Raw genomic sequence first — 22,259 nt, forward strand, 5'->3', positions numbered from 1 at the left:
GCCTCCTCGACCACGTTGAATCTCCCTTAATATGCGATTCTCAACCCTCCAGATCGCGGCTTTCTGACTCAGTAAGATTAGAACGAAGCGTAGGCATTTCGAAATGCGATGGCGCCAGCCAGCGAGCGCGGCCGCGTGCGCACGGCATGCCCGTCGTTGCCGCTCTGCACGATCCATTGGCCGTTCTCCTGACCCACGATCTTGCCGACGTGGTGACGCCAAACCACGATGGTGCCGACCGAGGGGCCGCCGGCATTGGTGCCGTAGCTTGCCCAGGATCGGGCCAGATTGAATTGCGGACCGGGATCGCTGCCGACCTGGGTGCGCATGAACCAGCCGCACCACGCAGCTGGGCGACCGGAATGTGCAGAGTGCCGATGGTGATGGTGACGGCCGCGGGCTTCGGCAGTTGAAGCGAACGCCAAAAGAACCGCCACAGCGGCGAGAAGTTTACGCATTACAAAGTCCTTCTTGCTGTTGGCAGACCATCCATGTTGTGGGGGGAAGCGCAGCGATGATCTGCGATTGGCTTGCGAAGCGACCGCATCGGTCAGGCGACGCATAACGAAGGCGGGGCATGGCCCGCGCAGGCGTTTAAGAAACGGGCTATGGCCAAAATATGGCCGGTACGTCCCGTCCGGCGGCCGCGACACTGCCGAAGACGTCAGGCGTGGTCCGCGCAATGGCTGCTAATTTGATCACCGCGGTTGTGCTCTCGGACAGCGACGCGTTGTCGAGCCGGCCAGCCTAGGATCGGCTGCCGATCGTGAGTCAGTGCGGTGTGGTGATTGTAAACAGTCCGTCTTCGCTTTCGCGTTGCTCGAGCTTCGCCGGACACGCTTCGCCCTTGCAGGCTTCGCGGCCGCGCCACGCGAAGCCTGCAAAGGCGAAGCGTGGTGCACCATTCAGAATACAAATGCGCAATCTACCTAATTTAAATACCTGTATAATTCTGCTGCGGACAAGGTCGACACGTTTCCGACCTATCGCTTCGTCTTGTGAAGGATCAATTTGCCCTGTGAAGCGACATCACCCCACCTCGCGGACCAATTGAGTTCCGAGGCGGACGGTCGCTCAGTGCCTTTCTGATCCCAGGCTCCCTGTAGCGCAAATAGAGCCCCTTGGGGATCGGCACATCGCAAGATCCAGCAACCGTCGGGCAACTCGATTGGACCTTGGAGGACCCGGCCCCCGCCAGCATCAACGCGCTTGGCAGCCGCACCGATGTCATCGACATTGAAGTAATAGAGCCAGCAGGGTTGCGATACGCTCGGAAGTTTGGTGAGCATTCCGCCGATCGTCTGGCCGGCCGCCGAAAACAATTCGTACAGGTCGGCCGGCCCGGTTTCAGCGTGAGCCTTCTGCCAGCCAAGAAGCTCGCCGTAAAACGGGAAGATCTTGTTCCGGTCTTCAGCCAGCAACTCGTGCCAGCCCACGCGTCCAGGCTCGTCCAATCCGCTGGGTTGCCGTTGGCCATATGTCAGCCCGGAAACCAGTGCAAACGTCGCTCCTTGCGGATCGGCGACCACCGAAATTCGGCCAATATTGCTGGCGGTCGGCGTTACCAGAATGGCGCCCCCACGACGGCGGATCTGCACGGCTTTCGCATCCACGTCATCGACGGCGACGTAGCCGACCCATCTCGGCCTCGCTCCCAATCGCAGGCCCTCTTCCGGGAGATGCATGAGTCCAACTGCCGGGGCGTCGCCTGCAGTAAGCAGCGTATAGGCGAATTCCGGAGTCGACGCATCTTCCACCGCCCAGCCGATGACCTTGCCATAAAATGCGGCTGCTGCCGGCATGTCCGTCGTCAGCAACTCATACCAGGCGAAGCGTCCGAGTTGATCGACCAAGCTAATTTCCCCGTTCAAGCGGGCCGACGATTGCGCACTGCATCAAATTGCACCCGTTGCAATCCGCTCCACGGGCGCGGATTGTCAATTTAATCGACCAAATTGCGCGATATCGTTCATGAAGATGAATGCAATCAGAACGAGCTCTATTACATTTTGTGTATACCGTAATTCTTGTCTGCCTCGTTCGCTCGGCGTAAGATCGTGCTTCGGAAGTCCTTTCTTCCAAACTGGGAGGATGCGGCCATGCAGCGGGCGAAGCAAGCTTCGAGAAAGAAGCGAACGACCAACGCCGCGGTACCGGCGCTGGGATTAGCCGGTCTGACTTTTTCGCTCGCGGGCAGCGCATATGCCTCCGCCGTGCCCTCCGACGACGTTCAACACAAGCCGAACTTCGCGCCGGGCCATATGACGACGCTCAGTGAGGAAGAACTCGCCGACGTCAGTCTCGCCACCTTCCACCTCAATCTCATCGACGATGAAAGCGTCGGAGGCCGCGTGCTGCTCGCGCGGGGATGCGGTGGTTGCCGTGGCTGCGGAGGCGCCAGAGGTTGCGGAGGCTGCAGGGGTTGCGGAGGATGCAGGGCCTGCAGAGGCTGCCGCTGCGGTGTCGGTTGCGGTGGATGTGGCGGCTGCGGCGTTGGTTGGATCGGCGTAGGCGTGCCATTGGTCACATGCGCAGGCTGCTGTGCATCCTGGGGCCGCTGCCGCTGGTGCTAGCGCTCACTGACTGGGCGTCGACACGTCGCGATTTCATTGGCCGGGCGCCCGAACGACCCGGCCAATTTTTTGCTTTCGTTATACATTCGCCGCGCCTGGCTGATCAGCTTGCCGACGGTGGGCGAGTGTGATCCAAATTGCTCGCAGAATGCCGGTGGCCGAACGCGGCGCACAAGTCGCGCAATGCCAATGGTTCGCCGCGCGCCGGCGATCGGAAGTGACAGCAACAGGATCAGCGTGCCGCCCCGATGACAGTCAATGGCAAGAGCCGCACCGCGAGGCAGAGCCGCAAGGGCATTTTGCGATTCGCGCCGAACTTTACCGCTTATGTGATTCCTCCCGATGTGGTCTGCCTCTACTCCGAGAACCGCAAATTCTTCCTGCATGGTGATCTCTATTGTGCGGTGGCCGCGGCGATCGGCAAAAATGGTAAGGCTGCACCAGAGATCGTTCGGCAGCTCTCAAAGAATTTTCCGGCCGACAAGATCGAGGAAGCGATCAGGCGGCTGCTGGAGCGCCGATATGTCGTAAGCGGAGCGCCGCACGCGTTCGCAGGCGCCGTCGATGGATATTGGGCGAGTCTCGGCCTCCCCCCCGAGGTCGCAGAACAGAATCTCCGCGATTGCCCAGTGCGGGTCGAAGCGATCGATGTCAAAGGCGCCAACGAACTTGCCGCGGCCTTGAGCAAGCTCGGTGTTCGGATCACCAAGCGGTCGCCCAAGCTCACGATCACACTGGTGAACGACTATCTTGACCGGCGGCTCGTCGAATTGAACGGAAAGCGCTTTGGCGATGGGACGCCCTGGCTGCTGGCGCAGCCGTCCGGCGTGTTTCCGCTGGTGGGACCCGTGTTCAAGGCGGGCGAGAGCGCCTGCTGGACTTGCCTGTTCGATCGCATGATACGCAATCGGGAGATCAAGGGATTTCTCGATCGCAGAGCGGCGCAGGTGGTCGCCGTATCGCCCCTGGTCGGCGACGCCGTCGGACAAATCGGCATCCACTTCGCTGCTGTTGAAATCGCAAAAGCGATTGCCTCGGGATTTCGTACCGATCTGCGCGATCACATCGCAAGCTTCGACCTGACCGGTGCCGTCATTGCCAAGCATTACGTCGCGCGACGCCCGCAGTGTCGTACCTGCGGTAGCAGGAAGCTGCAGAGTCCGCGCCGGGCGGCAGCGCCGATCGAGATCGCGGAGGGCGGAAAGCTCGTCATGACCAGCGGCGGTTACCGCGCCGTGACGTCGCGAGCCACCGTAGCACGGTTCCGCAAGCACGTCAGTCCGCTGACCGGCGTCGTCTCGCGGCTCGAGCGGATCGAGGCCGATCTGCCGATGAACACGAACTTTTTCGCCTACCACAATTTCTCGGCGCCGGCCTGGAACGTCGACCAGCTCAGATCCGGATTGAGCGGCGGCAGCTTCGGCAAGGGCTCCACAGCCGAGCAGGGCGAGGCAAGCGCGTTGATGGAGGCGATCGAGCGCTATTCGGGTATTTTCCAGGGGGACGAGATCAGGACGAAGCGCCGCTTTGTCGATTTCGCTCCCGGCGACGCTCTTCTTCCCAACGAAGTACAGCTTTTCAGCGACGCGCAGTTTCAAAACAGACATACCTCGCAGCCGGACGATTCACATCTGGTGCCTGAGCCGCTCGATCCCTCGACCAAGACGGAGTGGTCGCCGGTCTGGTCGTTACGCGACAAGCGTTTCAAACATCTTCCAACGGGCCTCTTGTACTTCTTCTATGGCGGCTTCCACACCGATTCCAACGGATGCGCGGCCGGCAACACCCGGGAGGAAGCCATCGTTCAAGGCTTCCTCGAACTGGTCGAACGCGACGCCTACGCGATCTGGTGGTACAACCGGCTGCAACGTGCAGAAGTCGACCTCGCGCAATTCGAAGATCCCTATGTGCGGGATCTGCAAGCCCAGCTTGCCGATGCGGGGCGCAGGCTTTGGGTGCTCGACATCACCAGCGATCTCGGCATTCCCTCTTACGTGGCGATCATTCATTGGATGCAGAACGGACACGAAAATATCGAATTCGGTTCCGGCTCGCATTTCGATCGCCGCATAGCCCTGCTGCGTTCCCTCACCGAACTGACCCAGTTCATGTCGATTGGCATGATGGGCGGCGGAAGTGGCGAGAAGCCGACGCTGGACGGTGTCACGCCGCTGCGACTGGACGATTATCCGTTCCTGATCCCCAGCGACAATCCGATCGTGCCGTCGGCGCCGAGCCTCAAGGTTCACGACAACGCGCGCGACCAGGTCAATGCCTGCATCGAGATTGCCATCGGCGCGGGATTTGATTTCCTCGTGCTCGACCAGACGCGGCCCGATGTCCAGGTGCCCGTCGTCAGAGTGCTCGTTCCGGGGTTGCGGCATTTCTATCGCCGCTTCGCGCCCGGCCGACTTTACGATGTTCCGATGAAGCTCGGATTGCTGAATCGTCCGCGACTGGAAAGCGAGCTCACGCCATTCCTTCCACACACCTGAAGGCTGGCTCGTTGCGCAACTTCCGGAAAACGAAGCTCAGGAAGATCGCACCCGTCATCGTCGCCCGATTGAACGGTCGTTGCTCCCTTCACATGCAGGCGGACGGAAGCATCGCTGCAGGTTTGGGCGGCTACTCGATCAATCTGGGACAATTCAGCGCGGCAGCGGTCGACCGTGCGGGACATCTCACCAGCGGCCTGCCGCTCGCCTCCTTTGCGGGCAAAGGCGTCCTCGCGAGGCAGGTTCATGCCCTCGTGCGGCGACTGGCAGGGCATGGACTTCTCGAATACCGCTTATGCTCTCCGCGTGACGAGCAAGACCTCGTGGTCATCGAGCCGCAGGTCGCCGAATACTGGCCACAACGCGCAAAGCTGGGGAGCGGTGATACCATTGTGTTGTCGCGCTTCGCCTATCTGTGCCGGCGCGGCAGCGAGATGGTGCTGGAATCACCGCGCGCCGGCGCGCTGTTTCGGATTTTCGATCCCGCCATCGCTGCCACCCTCGCTGCCCTGTCGCGGCCTCAGAAGATCAGCGAGCTTCGCCGCCATGCGGCCTCCGCGAACCTCGATCTGCTCGGATTGCTGCTCGACAGCAAGATGCTGATTAGGCTCAATGCGAAAGACGGCGACGGCCTTCGGGTGAATGAAGGCGACGGCAATCTCGTTCTCTGGGACTTCCACGATCTCGTGTTTCATACGAGGAGCACGGAGGGCCGGCACACCAATCCAGTTGGCGGCGCGTTCACCCATGCGGGCGTCGTTCCACCGCTACCCGCGGTGCGCCCGCCTTGGCCCGGCAAGAAGATCGACCTCGGCAAATTCTCCACGTCGGGGTCGGTCTCGCACTTCGCGAAGCTGTTGCGCGAACGCCATTCAATACGAGATTTCGACGACCAGCATCCGGTCACGCTCGCCGAGCTCGCGCAGTTTCTCGACACGACAGCCCGCGTGCTGTCGGAATGGAAGATCGGCGCAGATTTTGATGGCGGTCCCGAGGTCACCTACAGCGCAAGACCCTATCCGTCGGCAGGCGGCGCGTATGAGCTGGAACTATACTTGGCGGTCTTGAACTGCGGGGAGCTTGCACGTGGACTTTACCACTATGACGCGGGCAGCCACGCGCTTGTCGCGATCGACACCTCCGCCCAACAACTCCAAGCGCTTTCTACGGCGGCCGAGTTTGCCATGGACGCATCCGGTCCACCGCAGGTCTTGATCACGATCGCCGCGCGCTTTGGGCGGATCTCCTGGAAATACAGCTCAATCGCATATTCGCTGATCCTGAAGGACGTCGGCAACCTGATCCAGACGTTCTATCTGACGGCGACCGACATGGGCCTTGGTGGCTGCGCAATCGGCACCTGCAACATCGATCTGTTTGCAAAAATGACGGGGCTTGAATTCCACGTGGAGGGCCCGGTCGGTCAATTCGCGCTCGGGCGCGGCAGGAAACCGGCCCCCTCTAGCTAAAGGGGAGGTCTTTGTTTACGGCCTGGATCGCACGCGAATAGTGCCCAGGGCGGGACGAACCATCCGGCTTCGCCCTTCGGGCTACGCCGGGACGAGACTTCGTGCGGATGGCTTGTCGGCTACGGCTGCGCCGAATGGTGCCCCTGGCCGGCAATCGCCTAATGGCATAACGAATTGAATTTGCAATAGTTTTAACCGCCGATTGCTGCGGATACCAACAGCAATACCAACAAGATGACAGCTTTCAGTCTTCGAAGTGCCTATCTGCCGAGGGTCTGTGTGCCGATTCTTTGGCGGCCGGCAAGGTCGCTCGGCGCACGAAAGTCTTTCATTCTGTCCAGGAGACGCGTCAGTCCGCGACCTTATCGAAGTCACACACCATGAGTGCGGTTTCGGCCAGGCTGATAATGTCCACCCGCAGATCCGTGGTCGTCCCCTGACCGATAATGCCTTGCAGCGTCAGTTCTCTGCTGAGCGCTTCGATCATCCGTTTCATACGTCGCCGGTACTTGATGCTCGAGCTTTCGTCATCGTGACTGAACATGTCGCAGGCTGCAATTTGGTCTTTGCCGATGAATCGTCGGGTCAAAGAGGCATGCCAAACATGGGTATCGAGCCCCGAAAAGGTGCCGTCGGACCAGGTTGGGAGTGATTTTAGGACATGAGCTGATCGGGATTTCCAGCGCGCGCCATCGGCCGGTCGGGCAGCTTTGCGTCAGTCCTTGAGCAGCCGCCGCAACAGCTTGCCGGCCGGTGAGCGCGGCAACTCGGTCACGAAGCTGACATCGCGCGGCACCTTGTAAGGCGCCATGTTCTGGCGCGCCCATGCCGCGAGCTGGGCGGTGTCCAGCTCGGCGCGCGGCGCCAGGACGATGAAGGCCTTGACCACTTCGCCCTTGGTTGCGTCGGGCACGCCGATCACGGCCGACGCCGCCACGTCGGGGTGCTTGTTCAGGATCGACTCGACCTCTTCCGGGAAGACGCTGTAGCCGGAGACCTTAATCATCTCCTTGAAGCGCCCCATGAAGGTCAGATAGCCGTCGGCATCGAGGCGGCCCATGTCGCCGGTGTGTAGCCAGCCATTGCGCAGCGCTTCCGCGGTCGCGTCGGGACGATTGCGGTAACCCTTGAATACGCCCGGGCCGTGGATCACGATTTCGCCGGGGACGCCGGCCGGCATGTCCGTGCCGGAGTCGGGATCGACGATCCGGATCTCGTTGCCGGGCACCGGCCTGCCATGCGTGCCCCAGCGGATTGCGTTGCGCGGCATGAAAGTGTCGACCGTGTGGGTCTCGGTCAGCCCGTACGCCGCCTCGAAGCTCTCGCAGTTCGACGCGACGGCCTGCCATTGCCCCGCAAGCGCTTCGGTCCAGTCGATGCCGAAACTGGTCACGGGATTGACGCGGAGGCTTTTCAGCCTGAAGTCGGAAATGTTCGGGAGCTGCGTGACCGCGACGTTCATCGGCGCGACGCTGTACCACCAGCTCACCTGATAGCGGTCGATCGCCTGGGCCGTTACGAGCGGATCGAACCGGTACAGCAGCACGGACGTCGCGCCGGCATAGACCGGTGCATTGACGCCCATCACCATGCCGGCGATGTGATAAAGCGGCGCGATCGAGAGCAGCACGTCCTCGGCGCCGATCCCGTTGCACGTCACGGTCGCGGCCGTCTTGAAGATGACGTTGCGATAGGACAGCATCGCCCCCTTGGGCCGACCCGTGCTGCCCGACGTGTAGATCATCAGCGCCGTATCGTTCATGTCGATCGCGACATCGCGGGGCGACGCGCCGCTTGCGGTGACGGCGAGGAAGTCCTCGATCTCGCCGGCCGTACCGGCCGGCCTGGAGCCGGATGCGAACAGCTCGTCGGGAACGCCGATCGGCGGCCGCTCGGGCAGCAGGTCCGGGTAGCGGACCACGAAGACATGCTCGAGCCTGGTCTTGTCACGGACCTGAGCCACGATCGGCAAGAGCGGTTCGGCCGCGACGATCACGCGCGCGCCGAGATCGTCGAGCTGGTAGGCGAGCTCGTGCTCCTTGTTCAGCGCCCCGCAGGGCGAGGCAATGGCGCCGATCTTCTGGATGCCGTATTGCGCCATCAGGTATTGCGGACAGTTGTTCATGAACAGCGCGACCGGCTCGCCCTTGGCGACGCCGAGCTGCTGCAGGCGCGCCGCGAATGCATCACTCGCGCGATCGAGCTCGAGGAACGTGATGGCACGGCCATACCAGATGCAGGCCGGCTTTTCCGGCCGCTCGCGGGCATGGCTGCGGAGCATCTCGTGAAGCGGACGTTCGTCGACGTCCCTGGAAGGGTTTGTATTGGTCATTGGCAACAAGCTCTTGTGCTCATCGTCGTTCGGAAAGGTGCAAACAGGCCGTCTCAGGGGTTATATTCGGACATCGGTGCGCTCGGCTTGCTTGATCTGGCTCTCGCGTGCAGGACTGCAGGAAGAAACGCCGCAGAGCCCGCAAATTGGTTGCGGCGAAGTCTGGATTTCGATTGAGCGAGTGATCTGCATGAGGACCATCAAGATGCGATCCTATCCGCGTCGCGTCAACTTCGAGAGCGGGGACGTCGAGTTTCGGTTGATGGGGCCTGCCGACGAGGCCGCCGTCCGGAAATTTGCCAATGCGCTTGCCGTGCACGACATGCTTTTCCTGCCGCGGAATATCCGTGAGCCGAAGGTGCTGTCGGCATGGATCAAGGAGATCGAGCGCGGCTCGATCGTCAGCCTGCTGGTGGTAAAGGACGACATCGTGGTGGGGTGCGGCACAATCGTGCGGGACCCCATGTCGTGGTCGGCCCATGTCGGCGAGATCAGGACCGTGATCTCCTCGCATGTACGCGGCACCGGCATCGGACGGGCACTTTCCAATGAGGCCTTTGACCTCGCGTTGTCGATGGGCCTGGAACGCCTGACCGTGCAGATGACGTCGGACCAGACCCGCGCGATCACGATCTTCGAGGCACTCGGCTTCCGAGCCGAGGCGCTGTTGCGCGATCAGGTGAAGGACCTTCAGGGCAAGACGCACGACATCGTCGTGCTTGGCGTCAATGTGGCGGACGTGCAGAAGCTCGAACCGGGCGGTGCGCCCGGTGCGATCGAGTAGCACGAGGACTGGCCGAGGAATCGCTTCGCCGTCCTCGTACCGTTTGCATCCATGACGGCAACGGTCGCGGTCATGCCGGCTTTCGACGGTCGGATCTGCGTTCTGCCAACGTTGCAAAAAATGCAACGGAAATAGGATAACACGATCATTGATGCAAGCTGCTTTCTCCCTGATGCTGCGCGGGCAGGTTGGTTCACCGTTCACCGCATTGCCTCGCAATCATTTTCCGGAGGTGTCCAGCATCATGACGTCGACCTCTTCGCCTTCCGCAGACCTGGCCGCCCCGGCGGTCAATCCCGCAAGCACCGGCAAGCTCACGCTGTTCGTTGCCGTTCTGATCATCGTTGCCGTCGCTGAGACGGTCGGGATCGTCCAGTTCCAGATCGGACCGGGCAAGGTGCTGCTTCAACCGATGGTGTGGGCGCTGCTGATTGCGGCCGCATGGAGCCTCTCAGCGCGTTATCTACCTACCGCCGCGCGGATCGGGCCGAGCCTGCAGACCTATGCGGGACAACTGCTCAACGCGGGCCTGTTGCTGTTCGTGATCAAGATGGCATTCACGGTCGGCGGCGCGCTGCCGGAGGTGCAGAAGGCAGGCTGGGCGTTGATCTTCCAGGAGCTCGGGCACACCTTCGGCACGCTCGTCCTCGGCCTGCCGATTGCGCTCCTGCTCGGCGTCAAGCGCGAAGCGGTCGGCGCGACGTTTTCGATCGGCCGTGAAGGCAACATGGTGATCATCGGCGAGAAATACGGCATGAACTCCGCCGAGGGGCGCGGCGTGCTGGCCGAGTACATCACGGGCACCGTGCTCGGTGCGTTGTTCATCGCGCTGTTGGCCGGCTTTGTCGCCAGCCTGCACATCTTCGATCCGCGGTCGCTCGCGATGGGCGCTGGCGTCGGCTCGGGCAGCATGATGGCGGCCGCGATCGGCACCATCAACGGCCACAATCCTCCCGAGATAGCGAAAGAACTGATCGCGATCGCCTCGGCGGCGAACCTGATGACCGCCGTCCTCGGCTTCTATTTCGCCCTGTTCTTCTCGCTGCCGGTTTGCTCGTGGCTGTATGACAGGCTGGAACCAGTGCTCGGCCGGTTCTCGAACTTCACGTCGGGAGATCTCGGGCCCTCGATCGCCAGCGCCAGCGAGACAAAGCACGGCACGTTCGGCTTCTCCGACTCGCTGCTCGCGTGGATTACTGTTGCGGGCGGCGTCCTGATCGGCAACTCGCTCACCTACAAGGTTCCCCTGCTGGAATCGTGCGCAGGTCTCCTGGTGGTGCTCGCGGTCGTCCTGCTGGTCGACGTCGTTGCCCGTCTGTTGCCGAAAGTGCCGCACATCCTTGTCCTGGTCGTGGTCACGACTGTGCTCGGCATTCCCGGCCTGCTGCCGTTTTCCAACGCGATGATCGGCTCGGTCGACAAGCTGAACTTCCTGGCTTTCACGACCCCTGTGCTGACGCTCGCCGGCTTCTCGGTCGCTAAGGATCTTCCGATCTTCAGGAAGCTGAGCTGGCGTATCGTGGTGGTCTCGCTGACGGCTGCGGCGGGCACGTTTTTCGGTGCGACATTGATCGCCGAATTCTTCCATCGCTAACCCGCGAACAGATGGACCAACGCATGTCAGAGAAGTTTGGAATCGCCGACGATGTCTGTGCCCGCATGCTGGATTGGCGCCATGACATCCATGCCAACCCGGAAACCGCGTTCCAAGAGCACCGCACCGCCCAGCTCGTGGCCGATGCGCTGATGGAGATGCAGATTCCGGTCCATCGCGGCCTCGGCGGCACCGGCGTGGTCGGAACGCTGAAGAATGGCGAAGGCCCGACGATCGCGCTGCGCGCCGACATGGACGCGCTTGATCTACAGGAACTGGGGGACCGCGCCCACAAATCAACCCGGGCCGGCAAAATGCACGGCTGTGGCCACGACGGCCACACCACAATGCTGCTTGGCGCCGCCGTACAGCTCGCCCGCCGCCGGCCGTTCCGCGGCACTGTTCACTTCGTGTTCCAGCCCGCCGAGGAGAATGAAGGCGGCGGCAAGAGGATGGTTGAGGAGGGGTTGTTCAAGATGTTTCCCGCCGACGCGGTCTACGGGATGCACAACATTCCGAATATCCCGCGAGGAAAATTCGCGATCCGGACCGGCATTGCGACAGCCTTCCTCGATACGTTCGAGATCGTCGTGACCGGGAGCGGTTGTCATGCCGCGACGCCGGAGAAGGGCATCGACCCGATCCTGGTGTCGGCCGATCTCGTCTCCGCGCTACAAGGCATCGTGAGCCGCCGCATCGGTGCCATGGACGCCGCCGTCGTGAGCGTCACACAGATCCATGGCGGCGACACCTGGAACGTGGTGCCCGAAACCGTCACATTGCGCGGTACGGTCAGAACGCTGGACGCCGAGATACAGGATCAGGTCGAGGCTGCCATGAAGCAGGTCTGCGCCGGCGTGGCGCAAACCCATGGCGGAAAGATCGATCTGAGCTACATGCGAGGTTATCCGGGAGTGATCAACACGCCCGCCGAAGCGAATGCCGCGGCGTCGGCCGCCGCAAACCTCGTCGGCGTCGAACAGGTGCAAACCGACATCAAGCCGGCGATGGGATCGGAGGACTTTGCGTTCATGCTGCAGGAGTGCCCAGGCGCTTACATCTGTATCGGCGCGGGCGAGACCGCCAATGATCCGCCGTTGCACAACCCGTACTATGATTTCAATGACGCCATCCTGCCGATGGGCGCCGCGTATTGGGTCGAGCTCGTCAAGCAACAACTGCCTGCTGCCTGATGCTTTCGGTCTTCGACATATTCAAGATCGGCATCGGCCCCTCGAGTTCGCACACGGTGGGGCCGATGCGCGCGGCCGGCCAATTCGTCCGCGCGCTCGAGCGCGATGGCCTGCTTTCCAGAACGGTACGGGTCCGCGCCGATTTCTATGGCTCGCTGGGCGCGACCGGGCGAGGGCATGCGACCGATCTCGGCGTGATCCTCGGCCTGCTCGGCGAAAAGCCCGATACGGTTGATCCGGCCGAGGTGGCTCCGCAGCTTGCGGACATTCGGCGCTCCGGCGAGCTGCGGCTGCTCAACGTTCATCCGGTCCCGTTTCGGCGCGGGCACGATATCGTGTTCAAGCCCGACAGCGCACTCCCGGAACATCCCAATGGAATCCGCCTCGTGGCGTTCGCGGCCGACGGCAGTCTGCTGGCGGAACGCCACTACTTCTCGATCGGCGGCGGATTCGTGATCGAGCGTGGCCTTGGCGACGCGGCTGGCGGCGCAGGCGCCGAGCTCCCGGTCTGGCCGTATCCGTTCGGCACTGGCGCCGAGCTGGTTGCACGTGCGCAGTCGAGTGGTCGCTCGATCGCCGACATGGTGCTCGCCAACGAGTGCGTACATCGCACCGACGCGGACGTCCGCGCCGGCCTCCTGAAGATCTGGGAGACGATGAAGCAATGCGTCGACCGCGGCTTCGGAATCGACAATGCCGGCGCGGCCGAACCGTTGCCCGGGCCGCTCGGCATTCGCCGTCGCGCACCGGCGCTCTACCGCGAACTGTCGGCCCGCAATAGCGACACCGAGAGCGTCGATCCGCTGGCGGCGATGGACTGGGTCAACGCCTTCGCGATGGCGGTGAATGAGGAGAATGCAGCACGCGGACGGATCGTGACTGCGCCGACCAACGGCGCCGCCGGCGTGATCCCGGCTGTGCTGCACTACTACGTCAAGTTCTGTCCGGGCGCGACCGACGACGGCGTCGTGACGTTCCTGCTCACCGCGGCTGCGATCGGAATGCTCTACAAGGCGAATGCCTCGATCTCCGGCGCGGAAGTTGGCTGTCAAGGAGAGGTCGGCGTCGCCTGTTCGATGGCCGCAGGCGGCCTGACGGCCGTGCTCGGCGGTGCGCCGGCCCAGGTCGAGAACGCTGCCGAGATCGGGATGGAGCACAATCTCGGACTCACTTGCGATCCCGTCGGGGGCCTGGTGCAGATCCCTTGCATCGAGCGCAACGCGATGGGCGCCGTCAAGGCCATCAACGCCGCCCGAATGGCGCTGCGTGGTGACGGCAAGCACTATGTATCGCTTGATGCCGTCATCAAGACGATGCTGCAGACCGGCGAGGATATGAAGTCCAAATACAAGGAGACATCGCTGGGCGGGCTCGCGGTGAACGTCGTGGAATGCTGAAGCACGGCGGTGCCGGCGAATTACCTCGATAGCGAACTCGGCATGATTGGATACGATCCGCGCGCCGTCCCAAGGTTGGGGATAGGGGAAGCCGGCCAATTGCTGCCGGCATTGCGAATGATTTCGATTTGAGCAAGACTTTAGGTCCAAGGAGGTAGACGACCATGAGCGCTGGAAGGCGCCTGCGAGACGCTGTGCCGGAATGCCAATTGCCGCCGGATTTCGACCAGCATGTATATTCGGCGCAGTTGATTGCTGCCATCATCGCCGAGCTCGGCAGGCAACAGGTTCGATCGTCCGTGGCGCTGGCGGGCACCGGCTTGACCGAGGATCAGCTCGAAGCTCATACGACGCGTATCTCGTACCGGCAGATCGACATCGTGGTTCGCAATGCACTGCGGCTGTCGAACGAACCGACGGTTGCGCTCCGCGCCGGACAGCGCATGCGCGTGACCGCGCACGGAATGTACGGATATGCTTTGCTGAGCAGCGCGACCTATGACGATGCGCGCGCCTTCGCCAATCGATACCTTCGGGTCGTCGGCCCGCTGTGCGATGCGAAATACTCGTATGACGGCGCGGCGGTCGTCTGTGCGTTCGAGCCGTTGCATTGGCCGAATCCGACGCAAGACGTGCATCGCTTCGCGGCCGAGTTCGCCCTGTCGTCGCATTTGACGACGATGAAGGACCTGGCGGGCGAGTCGTTCTGCTTCTCGCGGATTTCCCTTGCCTATGGTGAACCGGCGCATGCCGACGCCTACCAGATGTTCTTCGACTGCCCGGTCCAGTTTCGCCAGCGCGGCAACGAGTACAGATATCAGCTGTCTCAAGCCGACGGTCCGGTGGCGCTGGCGGATTCCCGCACCCACGGAATGGCGCGCGAGATGTGCGAGCGGGTGCTGTCCGAGGTCAATCATGTAGGCGGCATCGCTGCCGATGTCCGGCGGGTCCTGATCGAGCAGCCCGGCAGGTATCCGAACATCGAAGCGATCGCCGAGCGGCTGTCGATGCATCCGCGTGCCCTGCGGCGGAGGCTCGAAGCGGAAGATACATCGTATCGTGAGCTGCTCGCCGAGGTGCGGACGCGGCTAGCGATGGAATATCTGCGCAAGACCGCGATGACCAACGAGGAGATCGCGAGCCGGCTGGGCTATAGCGACGCCGCCAACTTCCGGCATGCCTTCATCCGCTGGACCGGCAAGAGCCCGTCCGATTTCCGGGTCTCTTCGCCGGTGTGAAGGCCGTGCGGGCGGCGCAGCGCTGTATGTGACCGCTCGTTACTCCACGCTGTCCATAAGTCACCTCCGAACCGGCCTCGTCGAACCTCCTCGTGGTCGAACTCGATGCATAGATTGGCCATCGACGGCAAATGCGATGGCTCGTCAGGGAGTTGGAAGCGTGTCGGGCGCTGATCGCTTCTGCTCGGGGGCGTCCTCCGAACCTCAGCTGCGCCACACCGCCGCTGTGGTGCCCCCCCGGTTCGGGCGCCTCGAGACTGGCCGCGCCTCTCATTCGAGGGCGCGGCCTTTTCTCGTGCGTGCGGTGAGGGCGGCAGGCGCCGCCTTGCGGTCAGCGCATCACGCCAGGACCTTGCTTTCGCGCATCTCGGCGATGGCCGCGTCATCGTAGCCGGCCTCGCGCAGGATCTGCGTGCTGTGCTCACCGACCGCGGGCGCCTTGCGCGGCTTCACCTTGGTTGCACCGTCGACAAAGAACGGGCTGTCGATGGTCAGCATCTCGTCGTTCTCGAACGGCACCAGCACGCCGGCCGACAGCATTTGCCGGTCGGCGGACAGGTCGCCCATCTCGGCAACGCATTCGAAGACGATGCCTGCTTCATCGAGGCGGGCCCGCCATTCGTCCCGGTCACGCGTCGCGAATGCCGCGTCGAACAGGGCGATCAATTCGGAGGAACGGGCGAAGCGATCGGCCTGCTTGGCAAAGCGCGGATCAGTGAGCAGGTCGTTGAGGCCGAGGCATTTCGCCACGGTCGGAAAGTCGCGCTGCTCGTTGACGATCGCGAGCAGCAGCCAGCGGCCGTCGCGGCAGCGGTAGTAGCAGCCGAGCGCATTGAACAGATTCTCGCGCGGCGGCCGCGGCGTGAACGTCGCCCCGCACAACGCCGCCTGCGCCATGATGCCGTTCGACCAGACGCCGTTGGCGAGCAGCGAGGAGCCGACCTGGGTGCCGCGTCCCGTGCGCTCGCGCTGATACAGCGCCACCGCGACGGCCGCGAACAGCGAAACGCCCGACGGGTGATCGCCCATGCCGGCCAGCGCCCGCGCCGGCGGCGTGCTGGCGTCGCTCCGCACCATGTCCATCAGGCCTGAGCGCGCCCAGTAGGCCGTGACATCGAAGCCGGGCTTGCCCGCCTCGTCGCCGGTCTCGCCATAGCCGGTGAAGGAGGCGTAGATCAGCCGGTCGTTCGCCGCGGCAAGCCGCTCGTAGCTGATCGCGAGCTTCCTGCGGACCGCGAGCGGATAGTTGGTGATGAAGGCGTCGGCGGTGGAGGCGAGGCGATGCAGCACCGCCTGGCCCTCGGGCTTCGACAGGTCGAGCGCAAGGCCGCGCTTGTTGCGATTGTCGAGCAGCCAGCCATAGGGCTGGTCGGATCTCGGCATGCCCGGCAGCTTCGGCACCTGACGGAACGCGTCGCCTGCACCGGGCGGTTCGATCTTGATCACGTCGGCGCCGAAGTCGCCGAGCAGCGTCGCGGCGGTTGGCGCGGCGATGAAGCTGCCGCAGTCGATGACCTTCAAACCTTCGAAGATGCTCATGTGAGTTCGTCTCCGCTTGATGCCCGGGATCAACTGTTGTCCGTCGGCCAGGTTGGCCTATTCCGAAACGTGGCGGCCGCCTCTGTCTGCGAATGCGCGCAGGTCTGCGGGTGAGCCGGTCATGTCCCGTTCCTGCCGTTGCGTGCCGCCAGCACGTGCAGCAGCGCCACCTGCGTGTCGTCGCGTTCGCGCTCCATCCGCGGGATCGGCGTCTTGCCGAAAGATGCCGCGGCCTGGTCGATGATCTTGCGCTGCAGCGCCTCGTCGAGATCGACCTGCGGAATCACCTTGAACGACGCGGCCATGTTCTTGCCGAGGTGCTGGAAGAACGATTCCAGCCCGTTCGGTCCACCACCCATGTGGAACGAGCTGAACGGCCCGTTCACCGCCCAGCGCAACCCGATCGAGCTGGTGACGACGTCGTCCAGCTCGTCGACCGTGACGACGCCTTCCTGCACGAGATAGCAGGCCTCGCGCATGATCGCGCGCTGCAGCCGGTTGGCGACGAAGCCCTGGATTTCCTTCTTGAGCACGCGCGGCACCTTGCCGAGCGCCTCGTAGAACGCCACGGCGTCGGCGGTGGCCTCTGGATCGGTGCGCTCGCCGGGAACGATTTCGACGAGCGGGATCAGATGCGGCGGGTTGAAAGGATGGCCGACCAGCAGCCGGCTTGCATCCTTCATCTCTTTCGCCTGTTCGGTGGCTGGCCGCGCCGAGCTCGACGACAGCAGCAATGCATGTTTCGGCACCGTTGCCTCGATTCGTGCCCAGAGCTGCTGCTTCCACTCGGGCTTCTCCGGCCCGTTCTCCTGCACCAGGTCGGCGCCGGCGACGGCGCGCGCGAGGTCCGGCTCGAAGCGCAGGTTGCGCTCCAATCCCTCATGCGGCAGGCCGAGCTTCAGCAATGTCGGCCCGATCTTGATCAGGGCGTCCTTGACCGTGGCCTCGATGCCGGGCTGCGGATCGTTGATCACGACATTGAGCCCGTGTGCGAGAAACAGCGCCGCCCAGGAGGAGCCGATGACACCGGCCCCGATGACGCACACATTGCGATAGCGGTTGAGCGCCGCGGCGCGATCTGCGGATGATGGCATGGCTTCCTCCGACGTGCCCGCTTATCGCGGCTGATCGAGATAGTTGTGGCAGCGCTTGGCGCGGGACAGCGTCAAGTCGGTCATGATGTGGCTGCACGCGACGATCTCGCGCACCGGAAAATCGGCCATCGGGGCCAATGCGTGGGCGAACAGCTCCAGCCGGGCCGGGCCGGTCCAGGCGCCCTTGACGGTGATGTCGGTGATCTCGGAGCGCAGCAGTTCGCAGATGCGCGGCTCGCCCGCCGGCTTCGGACTGTCATAGGTCCACAGGATCTTCAGCATGAAGGTCGGTACGCAGATCTCGGCCTTTGCCTTTTCGAGGTCCAGCGCGCGGTGCTTGTAACCCATCGTCGCGGTGGCCACGCGCAAGCTGCCGTAGTCCATGGTGCCGACCAGGGTGTCGGAATCGACATAGAGCTTCGGCTTGCCGATCACCTTGGGATAACCGCTGATCTCGCGCCCCGATGCCAGCGCCGGCAGGTTGTCGAGGTACATCGCGTGAAGGTACTCGCCCTTCTCGTCGCCATAGCGCACCTGGACGGCCTGGCCGCATTCGGTGTAGTCGCCGAGACCGGAGGTGTCGGGCATCCGCATGATCTCCCAGCGAACCAGTGGATCGTCAATCTCCAGCGGCTCGGGAACGACTGCGCGCAACGCCTCGATGTCGGTGCGATACAGGATGTTGAGGTATTCGCGGTTGTTGAAGCGGAACGGTCCGCGGGGAAATGCCGGGGCACCGATCGGTGTCGTCAGCTGCTTGAGAACGTCTTCCCGTCGCATCCGCTCCTCCCTTGTTGGCGCTTGTCGTGGTCCGTACCGCCTCCGGCTGCGTGCCGGTTGTCGAGCAAGGCGTCGCGAGCCTAGCGATCTCGGCAAACGGAGAAAGGTGCGATTGGACCGCCGACCGGGTGACTTCCGGACGCGGGTTGCGGCGCGCGCGCGTGGATACGCGATTATTGCGTCGCGTACGGGATCGGGCTTACGTTCGACCGATCGTCAATCGTGGAGCAGGAATGCGCGGAATGCCAGGGACATGCGGTTGCAATGACTAGGCAAGAGTCGCACCTACGCCAATCGCCGGGTCGAATGCTCCCCGGCTTCGCGCAGCGAATATTCCCGCCGCATTCGATCGCAGCCATCGCGGCCGAGCTTCGTGAGCAGGGCATTGATCCATCTGAGGTTCTGGAGGGCACCGGGCTCGCGATCGGCCAGCTCGAATCCCATACGACGCGCATATCGTATCGGCAGCTCGACACGGTGATCCGCAACGCGCTGCGGCTGGCAGGCGACCCGGCTATCGCGCTGCGCTCGGGAGCGCGAATGCATGTCACCGCCTATGGCATGTACGGGTACGCGCTGCTGAGCAGTGCAACGCACGCGGAGGCGCGCGACTTCGCTGCGCGATACATCCGTGTGGTGGGGCCGTTCTGCGATTTCGACCTCTCATACGATCGAGAGACGGTGGTGGCGACGTTCCAGCCCATGCACTGGCCGAATCCGACCGAGAGTGTGCATCGCTTCGCGGTCGAGTTCGCACTGGCCGCGCATCTGACGACGATTCGCGACCGCTCGGGCCAGGGCTTCGGCTTCTCGCGCGTGCTGCTCGACTATACGCCGCCGCCGTCCGCCGCGGCGTATCGTGATCTCTTCGGGTGCCCGGTTTTGTTCAATCAGCATCATTGTGGATACGAATACATACGCAATGACGGCCCACGGGCGCTGGCGAATCCGCGAACCCACGCCATGGCGCGGGAGATGTGCGAGGAGATCCTCGGCGAGGTGAATCGCGCCGGTGGCGTTGCTGCCGATATCCGCCGGATACTGATCGAGCAGCCGGGTCGTTACCCAAGCATCGAGGCGATCGCCGAACAGCTCGATATCTATCCCCGCGCGCTGCGGCGCAGGCTCGAGGCGGAGGGAACCTCATATCGCAGCCTGCTTTCCGAGGTGCGCATGCGGCTCGCGATCGAGTATCTGCGCAAGACGCGCATGACCAATGAGGAGATCGCAAGCCGCCTCGGCTACAGCGACGCGGCTAACTTCCGCCACGCCTTCTCGCGCTGGACCGGCAGGAATCCATCCGAATTCCGCGGCGAGGAGGGTCTTTGACCCCGAGATATCTGGGGGGCTTCGCCAGCTGTGTCCGGAGTTCACCGCCAAATTGGTTCAATCGAACCTTTTGTGCGACCGAAGCGCGCGTAAGCTCGGCACCGTGGTTGCGCTCGCGATCGCGTTCTCCCAACCTGGACCGCCCTCCCTCGGCGGTCTTTCTTTTGGCCGGTCTTGTCCGGAACTCACCTGCAAACGCGACCAATCGAACCTTCTGCTGCCCGGTCCGGCTGACTAGCCTCACTTCAGCTTGCGGGCACCGGATTGCTGGACCCGAAGCAGGCGCGGAAGGCGGACGAGGACGCTCGTGTATCACCCGTCACCAAATCTCCTGCAGTGTCTCTATTCGCCGCAACGGATCGCGGCGGTGGTGCACGTCCTGGCCGAGGAGGGGATCTCAGCGTCGCGCGCGCTCGGCGCGACCAATTTGAGGCGTGCTGACCTCAGGGATTCGTCGGTACGTGTCTCCTACCGGCAGGTCGAGACGGTATTTCGCAATGCGATGCGGCTGTCACGGAATCCGGCGATCGCGTTTCGCGCCGGAGAACGAATGCATGTCATGGCTTACGGCATGTACGGCTATGCCATGCTGAGCAGCCCGACGCGGGCCGGAGTCATTGACTTTGCGGCCAAGTATGGTCGGATCCTCGGAACGGTCGCCGACATCGACTTCACCCGCAAGGGCGATACGGTGAGCTGTCTGCTCGAGCCGTTGCTTTCGCGCGATCCGGCCGATGACGTCTATCGGTTCGCGCTCGAGTTCGCCTTTGCGACCTATCAGACGCTGAGCCGCGACGTCTATGGCAACTCGTTCCGCTTCTCGAAGCTGAGCGCCGCCTATGCGTCGCCGCCGCACGCCGGGACCTACGACCGCATCTTCCAGTGTCCGGTCGAGTTCGGCCAGCGCAGGAACGCGCTGGAATTCGACACTGCCTGGATCGACCGTCCGGCGGTCTGCCCCGACGAGATGACCAGGGCGATGGCCGGCCGAATCTATGATCAGCTTCTCGATCCTGTCGCGCGGGACGACGGTCTTGCTGCCGACATCCGGCGACGGCTCGTCGAGCATCCCGGCCGCTTCCCGAGTATCGAGGCGATGGCGGCGGAGCTTGCAATCCATCCACGGACGTTCCGCCGCAGGCTGCAGCTGCAGCGGAAAACCTACCGGCAGATCGTCTCCGAGGTCCGCATGCAGCTCGCGGTCGGTTATCTGCGCAACACGCAAATGACCAATGACGAGATCGCCGCGCGGCTTGACTACAGCGACGCGGCGAACTTTCGCCACGCCTTTGTCCGCTGGACCGGCAAAAGCCCGTCGGACTTCCGCGACGGCCGGGCGCCAGGCATCGCAGCAGGCGCGCAAGATTCATTGGCGGATGTCCCAAACTAACCGGTCAAGCGGGCCAATTGCACCTTTTACGGGTCTGACCTGCTCGATAGCGTTTTGAGACCAAGAAGATGCGCGGTTGCGCGATCGGGGTCTGCATGGCGCCGCTCGCGGCGCCGGGCAGTAATCATAAAATGTCGGGTCGTGCGGGACACACCGCGTGATCCGGGAGGGGACATTCTGACATGAATATGGTCGTCGACCGCTCTGCGCCGCCGTCGCAATTGCTGCTCGCGCTCGAGGTGCGCGGGATCTGGGAGCTGCAGGCGTTCTTCGCAAGCTATCCGCTGCTTCGCCGCGCGCCGCGCGGGGACGGACATCCGGTCCTCGTCTTGCCGGGGCTCTCCGCCAGCGATATCTCGACGCGACCGTTGCGCGCCTACCTGAAGGCGCAAGGCTATGCGGTCCACGGCTGGAAGCTCGGACCCAATCGCGGACCGCGTCCCGGCGTCGAGGCTGCCATGGACGCAAGGCTGGCCGAGCTCGCCGAGCGATACGGTCGCAAGGTCAGCCTGATCGGCTGGAGCCTCGGCGGTGTGTTTGCGCGCGAGATTGCACGGCGCGCGCCCGATCTGGTCCGCCAGGTGATCACGCTCGGCAGCCCGTTCGCCAATGAGCCGAAGGCAAGCAATGCCTGGCGTCTCTACGAGATCCTGAGCGAGCGCCAGGTCGACGACTGGCCCGACAGGGACATCATGAAGTTGCCGCCGCCGGTACCGAGCACGGCGATCTACTCACGCACCGACGGCATCGTCTCGTGGTGGGGCTGCCGCGAGCAGCATGCCGAGCGGACACAGAACATCGAGGTCGAAGGCAGTCATTGCGGGCTCGGGCACAATCCGGCCGTGCTCTATGCGATCGCGGACCGCCTCGCGCTCGGGGAGGATGAATGGTCGCCATTCGACCGCAGCGGTCTTCGCGGCATGGTGTACCCGGATCCGGATCGAGCCGATGACAGCGCCGCCCTGTTCCGGCCGCGCTGGGCGGCCGCCTGACGCGCAGTCCACGGGACGGCGTTTCGCCGCCGCCAGCCAAGTACCGCAAGGAGGACGTCG

Annotated in this window: 18 protein-coding genes; 10 read left to right on the forward strand and 8 right to left on the reverse strand. The window is 63.4% G+C overall.

Annotation, left to right across the window (positions count from 1 at the left end; translation table 11 throughout):
- Window positions 1–77: 77 nt before the first annotated feature.
- The 3 genes from Q2M23_RS18310 to Q2M23_RS18320 form a co-directional block, all read right to left on the reverse strand.
- Window positions 78–329 carry a hypothetical protein gene (locus tag Q2M23_RS18310; RefSeq protein ID WP_057016389.1) on the reverse strand — a complete coding sequence of 84 codons (252 nt, stop codon included), beginning with the start codon at window positions 327–329 and terminating at the stop codon, window positions 78–80.
- Between the two features lie 654 nt (window positions 330–983).
- Window positions 984–1,853, reverse strand: a complete 870-nt coding sequence (locus Q2M23_RS18315) for a VOC family protein (protein ID WP_316396382.1) — start codon at window positions 1,851–1,853, stop codon at window positions 984–986.
- 716 nt (window positions 1,854–2,569) lie between these two features.
- The gene (locus tag Q2M23_RS18320) at window positions 2,570–2,959 is read right to left on the reverse strand and encodes a hypothetical protein (protein WP_229190279.1); all 390 of its coding nucleotides are present in this window, start codon (window positions 2,957–2,959) and stop codon (window positions 2,570–2,572) included.
- Here Q2M23_RS18320 and Q2M23_RS18325 point away from each other — a divergent pair.
- Window positions 2,873–5,068, forward strand: coding sequence for a TOMM precursor leader peptide-binding protein (locus tag Q2M23_RS18325; RefSeq protein WP_316396512.1), 2,196 nt, complete (start codon window positions 2,873–2,875; stop codon window positions 5,066–5,068). The genes Q2M23_RS18320 and Q2M23_RS18325 overlap by 87 nt on opposite strands.
- Before the next feature lie 92 nt (window positions 5,069–5,160).
- Complete coding sequence (locus Q2M23_RS18330; protein WP_316396513.1) at window positions 5,161–6,537, forward strand: SagB family peptide dehydrogenase; 1,377 nt, start codon at window positions 5,161–5,163, stop codon at window positions 6,535–6,537.
- Between the two features lie 349 nt (window positions 6,538–6,886).
- Here Q2M23_RS18330 and Q2M23_RS18335 read toward each other — a convergent pair whose 3' ends face one another.
- Both Q2M23_RS18335 and Q2M23_RS18340 read right to left on the reverse strand, forming a co-directional pair.
- Entirely contained in the window at window positions 6,887–7,126 is a 240-nt protein-coding gene (locus Q2M23_RS18335; protein ID WP_141340218.1) for a hypothetical protein, read from the reverse strand.
- Between the two features lie 126 nt (window positions 7,127–7,252).
- Window positions 7,253–8,869: an AMP-binding protein gene (locus Q2M23_RS18340; RefSeq protein ID WP_316396385.1), complete on the reverse strand. Its 1,617-nt coding sequence runs from the start codon at window positions 8,867–8,869 to the stop codon at window positions 7,253–7,255.
- A 190-nt stretch (window positions 8,870–9,059) separates the two neighbouring features.
- Between Q2M23_RS18340 and Q2M23_RS18345 the strand changes: the two genes are divergently transcribed.
- The 5 genes from Q2M23_RS18345 (at window position 9,060) to Q2M23_RS18365 (ending at window position 15,075) form a co-directional block, all read left to right on the forward strand.
- Window positions 9,060–9,653, forward strand: a complete 594-nt coding sequence (locus Q2M23_RS18345) for a GNAT family N-acetyltransferase (protein ID WP_168857377.1) — start codon at window positions 9,060–9,062, stop codon at window positions 9,651–9,653.
- 244 nt (window positions 9,654–9,897) lie between these two features.
- A complete protein-coding gene (locus tag Q2M23_RS18350; RefSeq protein ID WP_057016432.1) occupies window positions 9,898–11,247 on the forward strand; it encodes a DUF3100 domain-containing protein in 1,350 nt (449 codons plus the stop codon).
- 23 nt (window positions 11,248–11,270) lie between these two features.
- The gene (locus tag Q2M23_RS18355; protein WP_076825248.1) at window positions 11,271–12,440 is read left to right on the forward strand and encodes a M20 aminoacylase family protein; all 1,170 of its coding nucleotides are present in this window, start codon (window positions 11,271–11,273) and stop codon (window positions 12,438–12,440) included.
- A complete protein-coding gene (locus Q2M23_RS18360) occupies window positions 12,437–13,837 on the forward strand; it encodes an L-serine ammonia-lyase (RefSeq protein WP_076825250.1) in 1,401 nt (466 codons plus the stop codon). Before Q2M23_RS18355 ends, Q2M23_RS18360 begins: the two co-directional genes overlap by 4 nt.
- 164 nt (window positions 13,838–14,001) lie before the next feature.
- Window positions 14,002–15,075, forward strand: coding sequence for an AraC family transcriptional regulator (locus tag Q2M23_RS18365; RefSeq protein ID WP_316396387.1), 1,074 nt, complete (start codon window positions 14,002–14,004; stop codon window positions 15,073–15,075).
- Between the two features lie 339 nt (window positions 15,076–15,414).
- Here Q2M23_RS18365 and Q2M23_RS18370 read toward each other — a convergent pair whose 3' ends face one another.
- The 3 genes from Q2M23_RS18370 to Q2M23_RS18380 all read right to left on the reverse strand — a co-directional run bounded on the left by Q2M23_RS18370 (window position 15,415) and on the right by Q2M23_RS18380 (window position 18,488).
- A complete protein-coding gene (locus tag Q2M23_RS18370; RefSeq protein ID WP_057016381.1) occupies window positions 15,415–16,614 on the reverse strand; it encodes a CaiB/BaiF CoA transferase family protein in 1,200 nt (399 codons plus the stop codon).
- 119 nt (window positions 16,615–16,733) lie between these two features.
- Entirely contained in the window at window positions 16,734–17,708 is a 975-nt protein-coding gene (locus tag Q2M23_RS18375; protein ID WP_253625016.1) for a 3-hydroxyacyl-CoA dehydrogenase NAD-binding domain-containing protein, read from the reverse strand.
- A 21-nt stretch (window positions 17,709–17,729) separates the two neighbouring features.
- Window positions 17,730–18,488, reverse strand: a complete 759-nt coding sequence (locus Q2M23_RS18380; RefSeq protein ID WP_050400709.1) for an acetoacetate decarboxylase — start codon at window positions 18,486–18,488, stop codon at window positions 17,730–17,732.
- 306 nt (window positions 18,489–18,794) lie between these two features.
- On the opposite strand from Q2M23_RS18380, the gene Q2M23_RS18385 reads away from it, so the two are divergent.
- From Q2M23_RS18385 to Q2M23_RS18395, 3 genes are all read left to right on the forward strand, one after another.
- Window positions 18,795–19,817, forward strand: coding sequence for an AraC family transcriptional regulator (locus Q2M23_RS18385; RefSeq protein WP_083714892.1), 1,023 nt, complete (start codon window positions 18,795–18,797; stop codon window positions 19,815–19,817).
- A 307-nt stretch (window positions 19,818–20,124) separates the two neighbouring features.
- On the forward strand, window positions 20,125–21,207 hold the full coding sequence (locus tag Q2M23_RS18390; RefSeq protein WP_229189855.1) for an AraC family transcriptional regulator: 1,083 nt from the start codon (window positions 20,125–20,127) through the stop codon (window positions 21,205–21,207).
- 182 nt (window positions 21,208–21,389) lie between these two features.
- Window positions 21,390–22,199: an esterase/lipase family protein gene (locus Q2M23_RS18395; protein ID WP_057016379.1), complete on the forward strand. Its 810-nt coding sequence runs from the start codon at window positions 21,390–21,392 to the stop codon at window positions 22,197–22,199.
- The last annotated feature ends 60 nt before the right edge of the window (window positions 22,200–22,259 follow it).

The organism is Bradyrhizobium sp. 33ap4 (assembly GCF_032654765.1).
Taxonomy (GTDB): domain Bacteria; phylum Pseudomonadota; class Alphaproteobacteria; order Rhizobiales; family Xanthobacteraceae; genus Bradyrhizobium; species Bradyrhizobium australafricanum.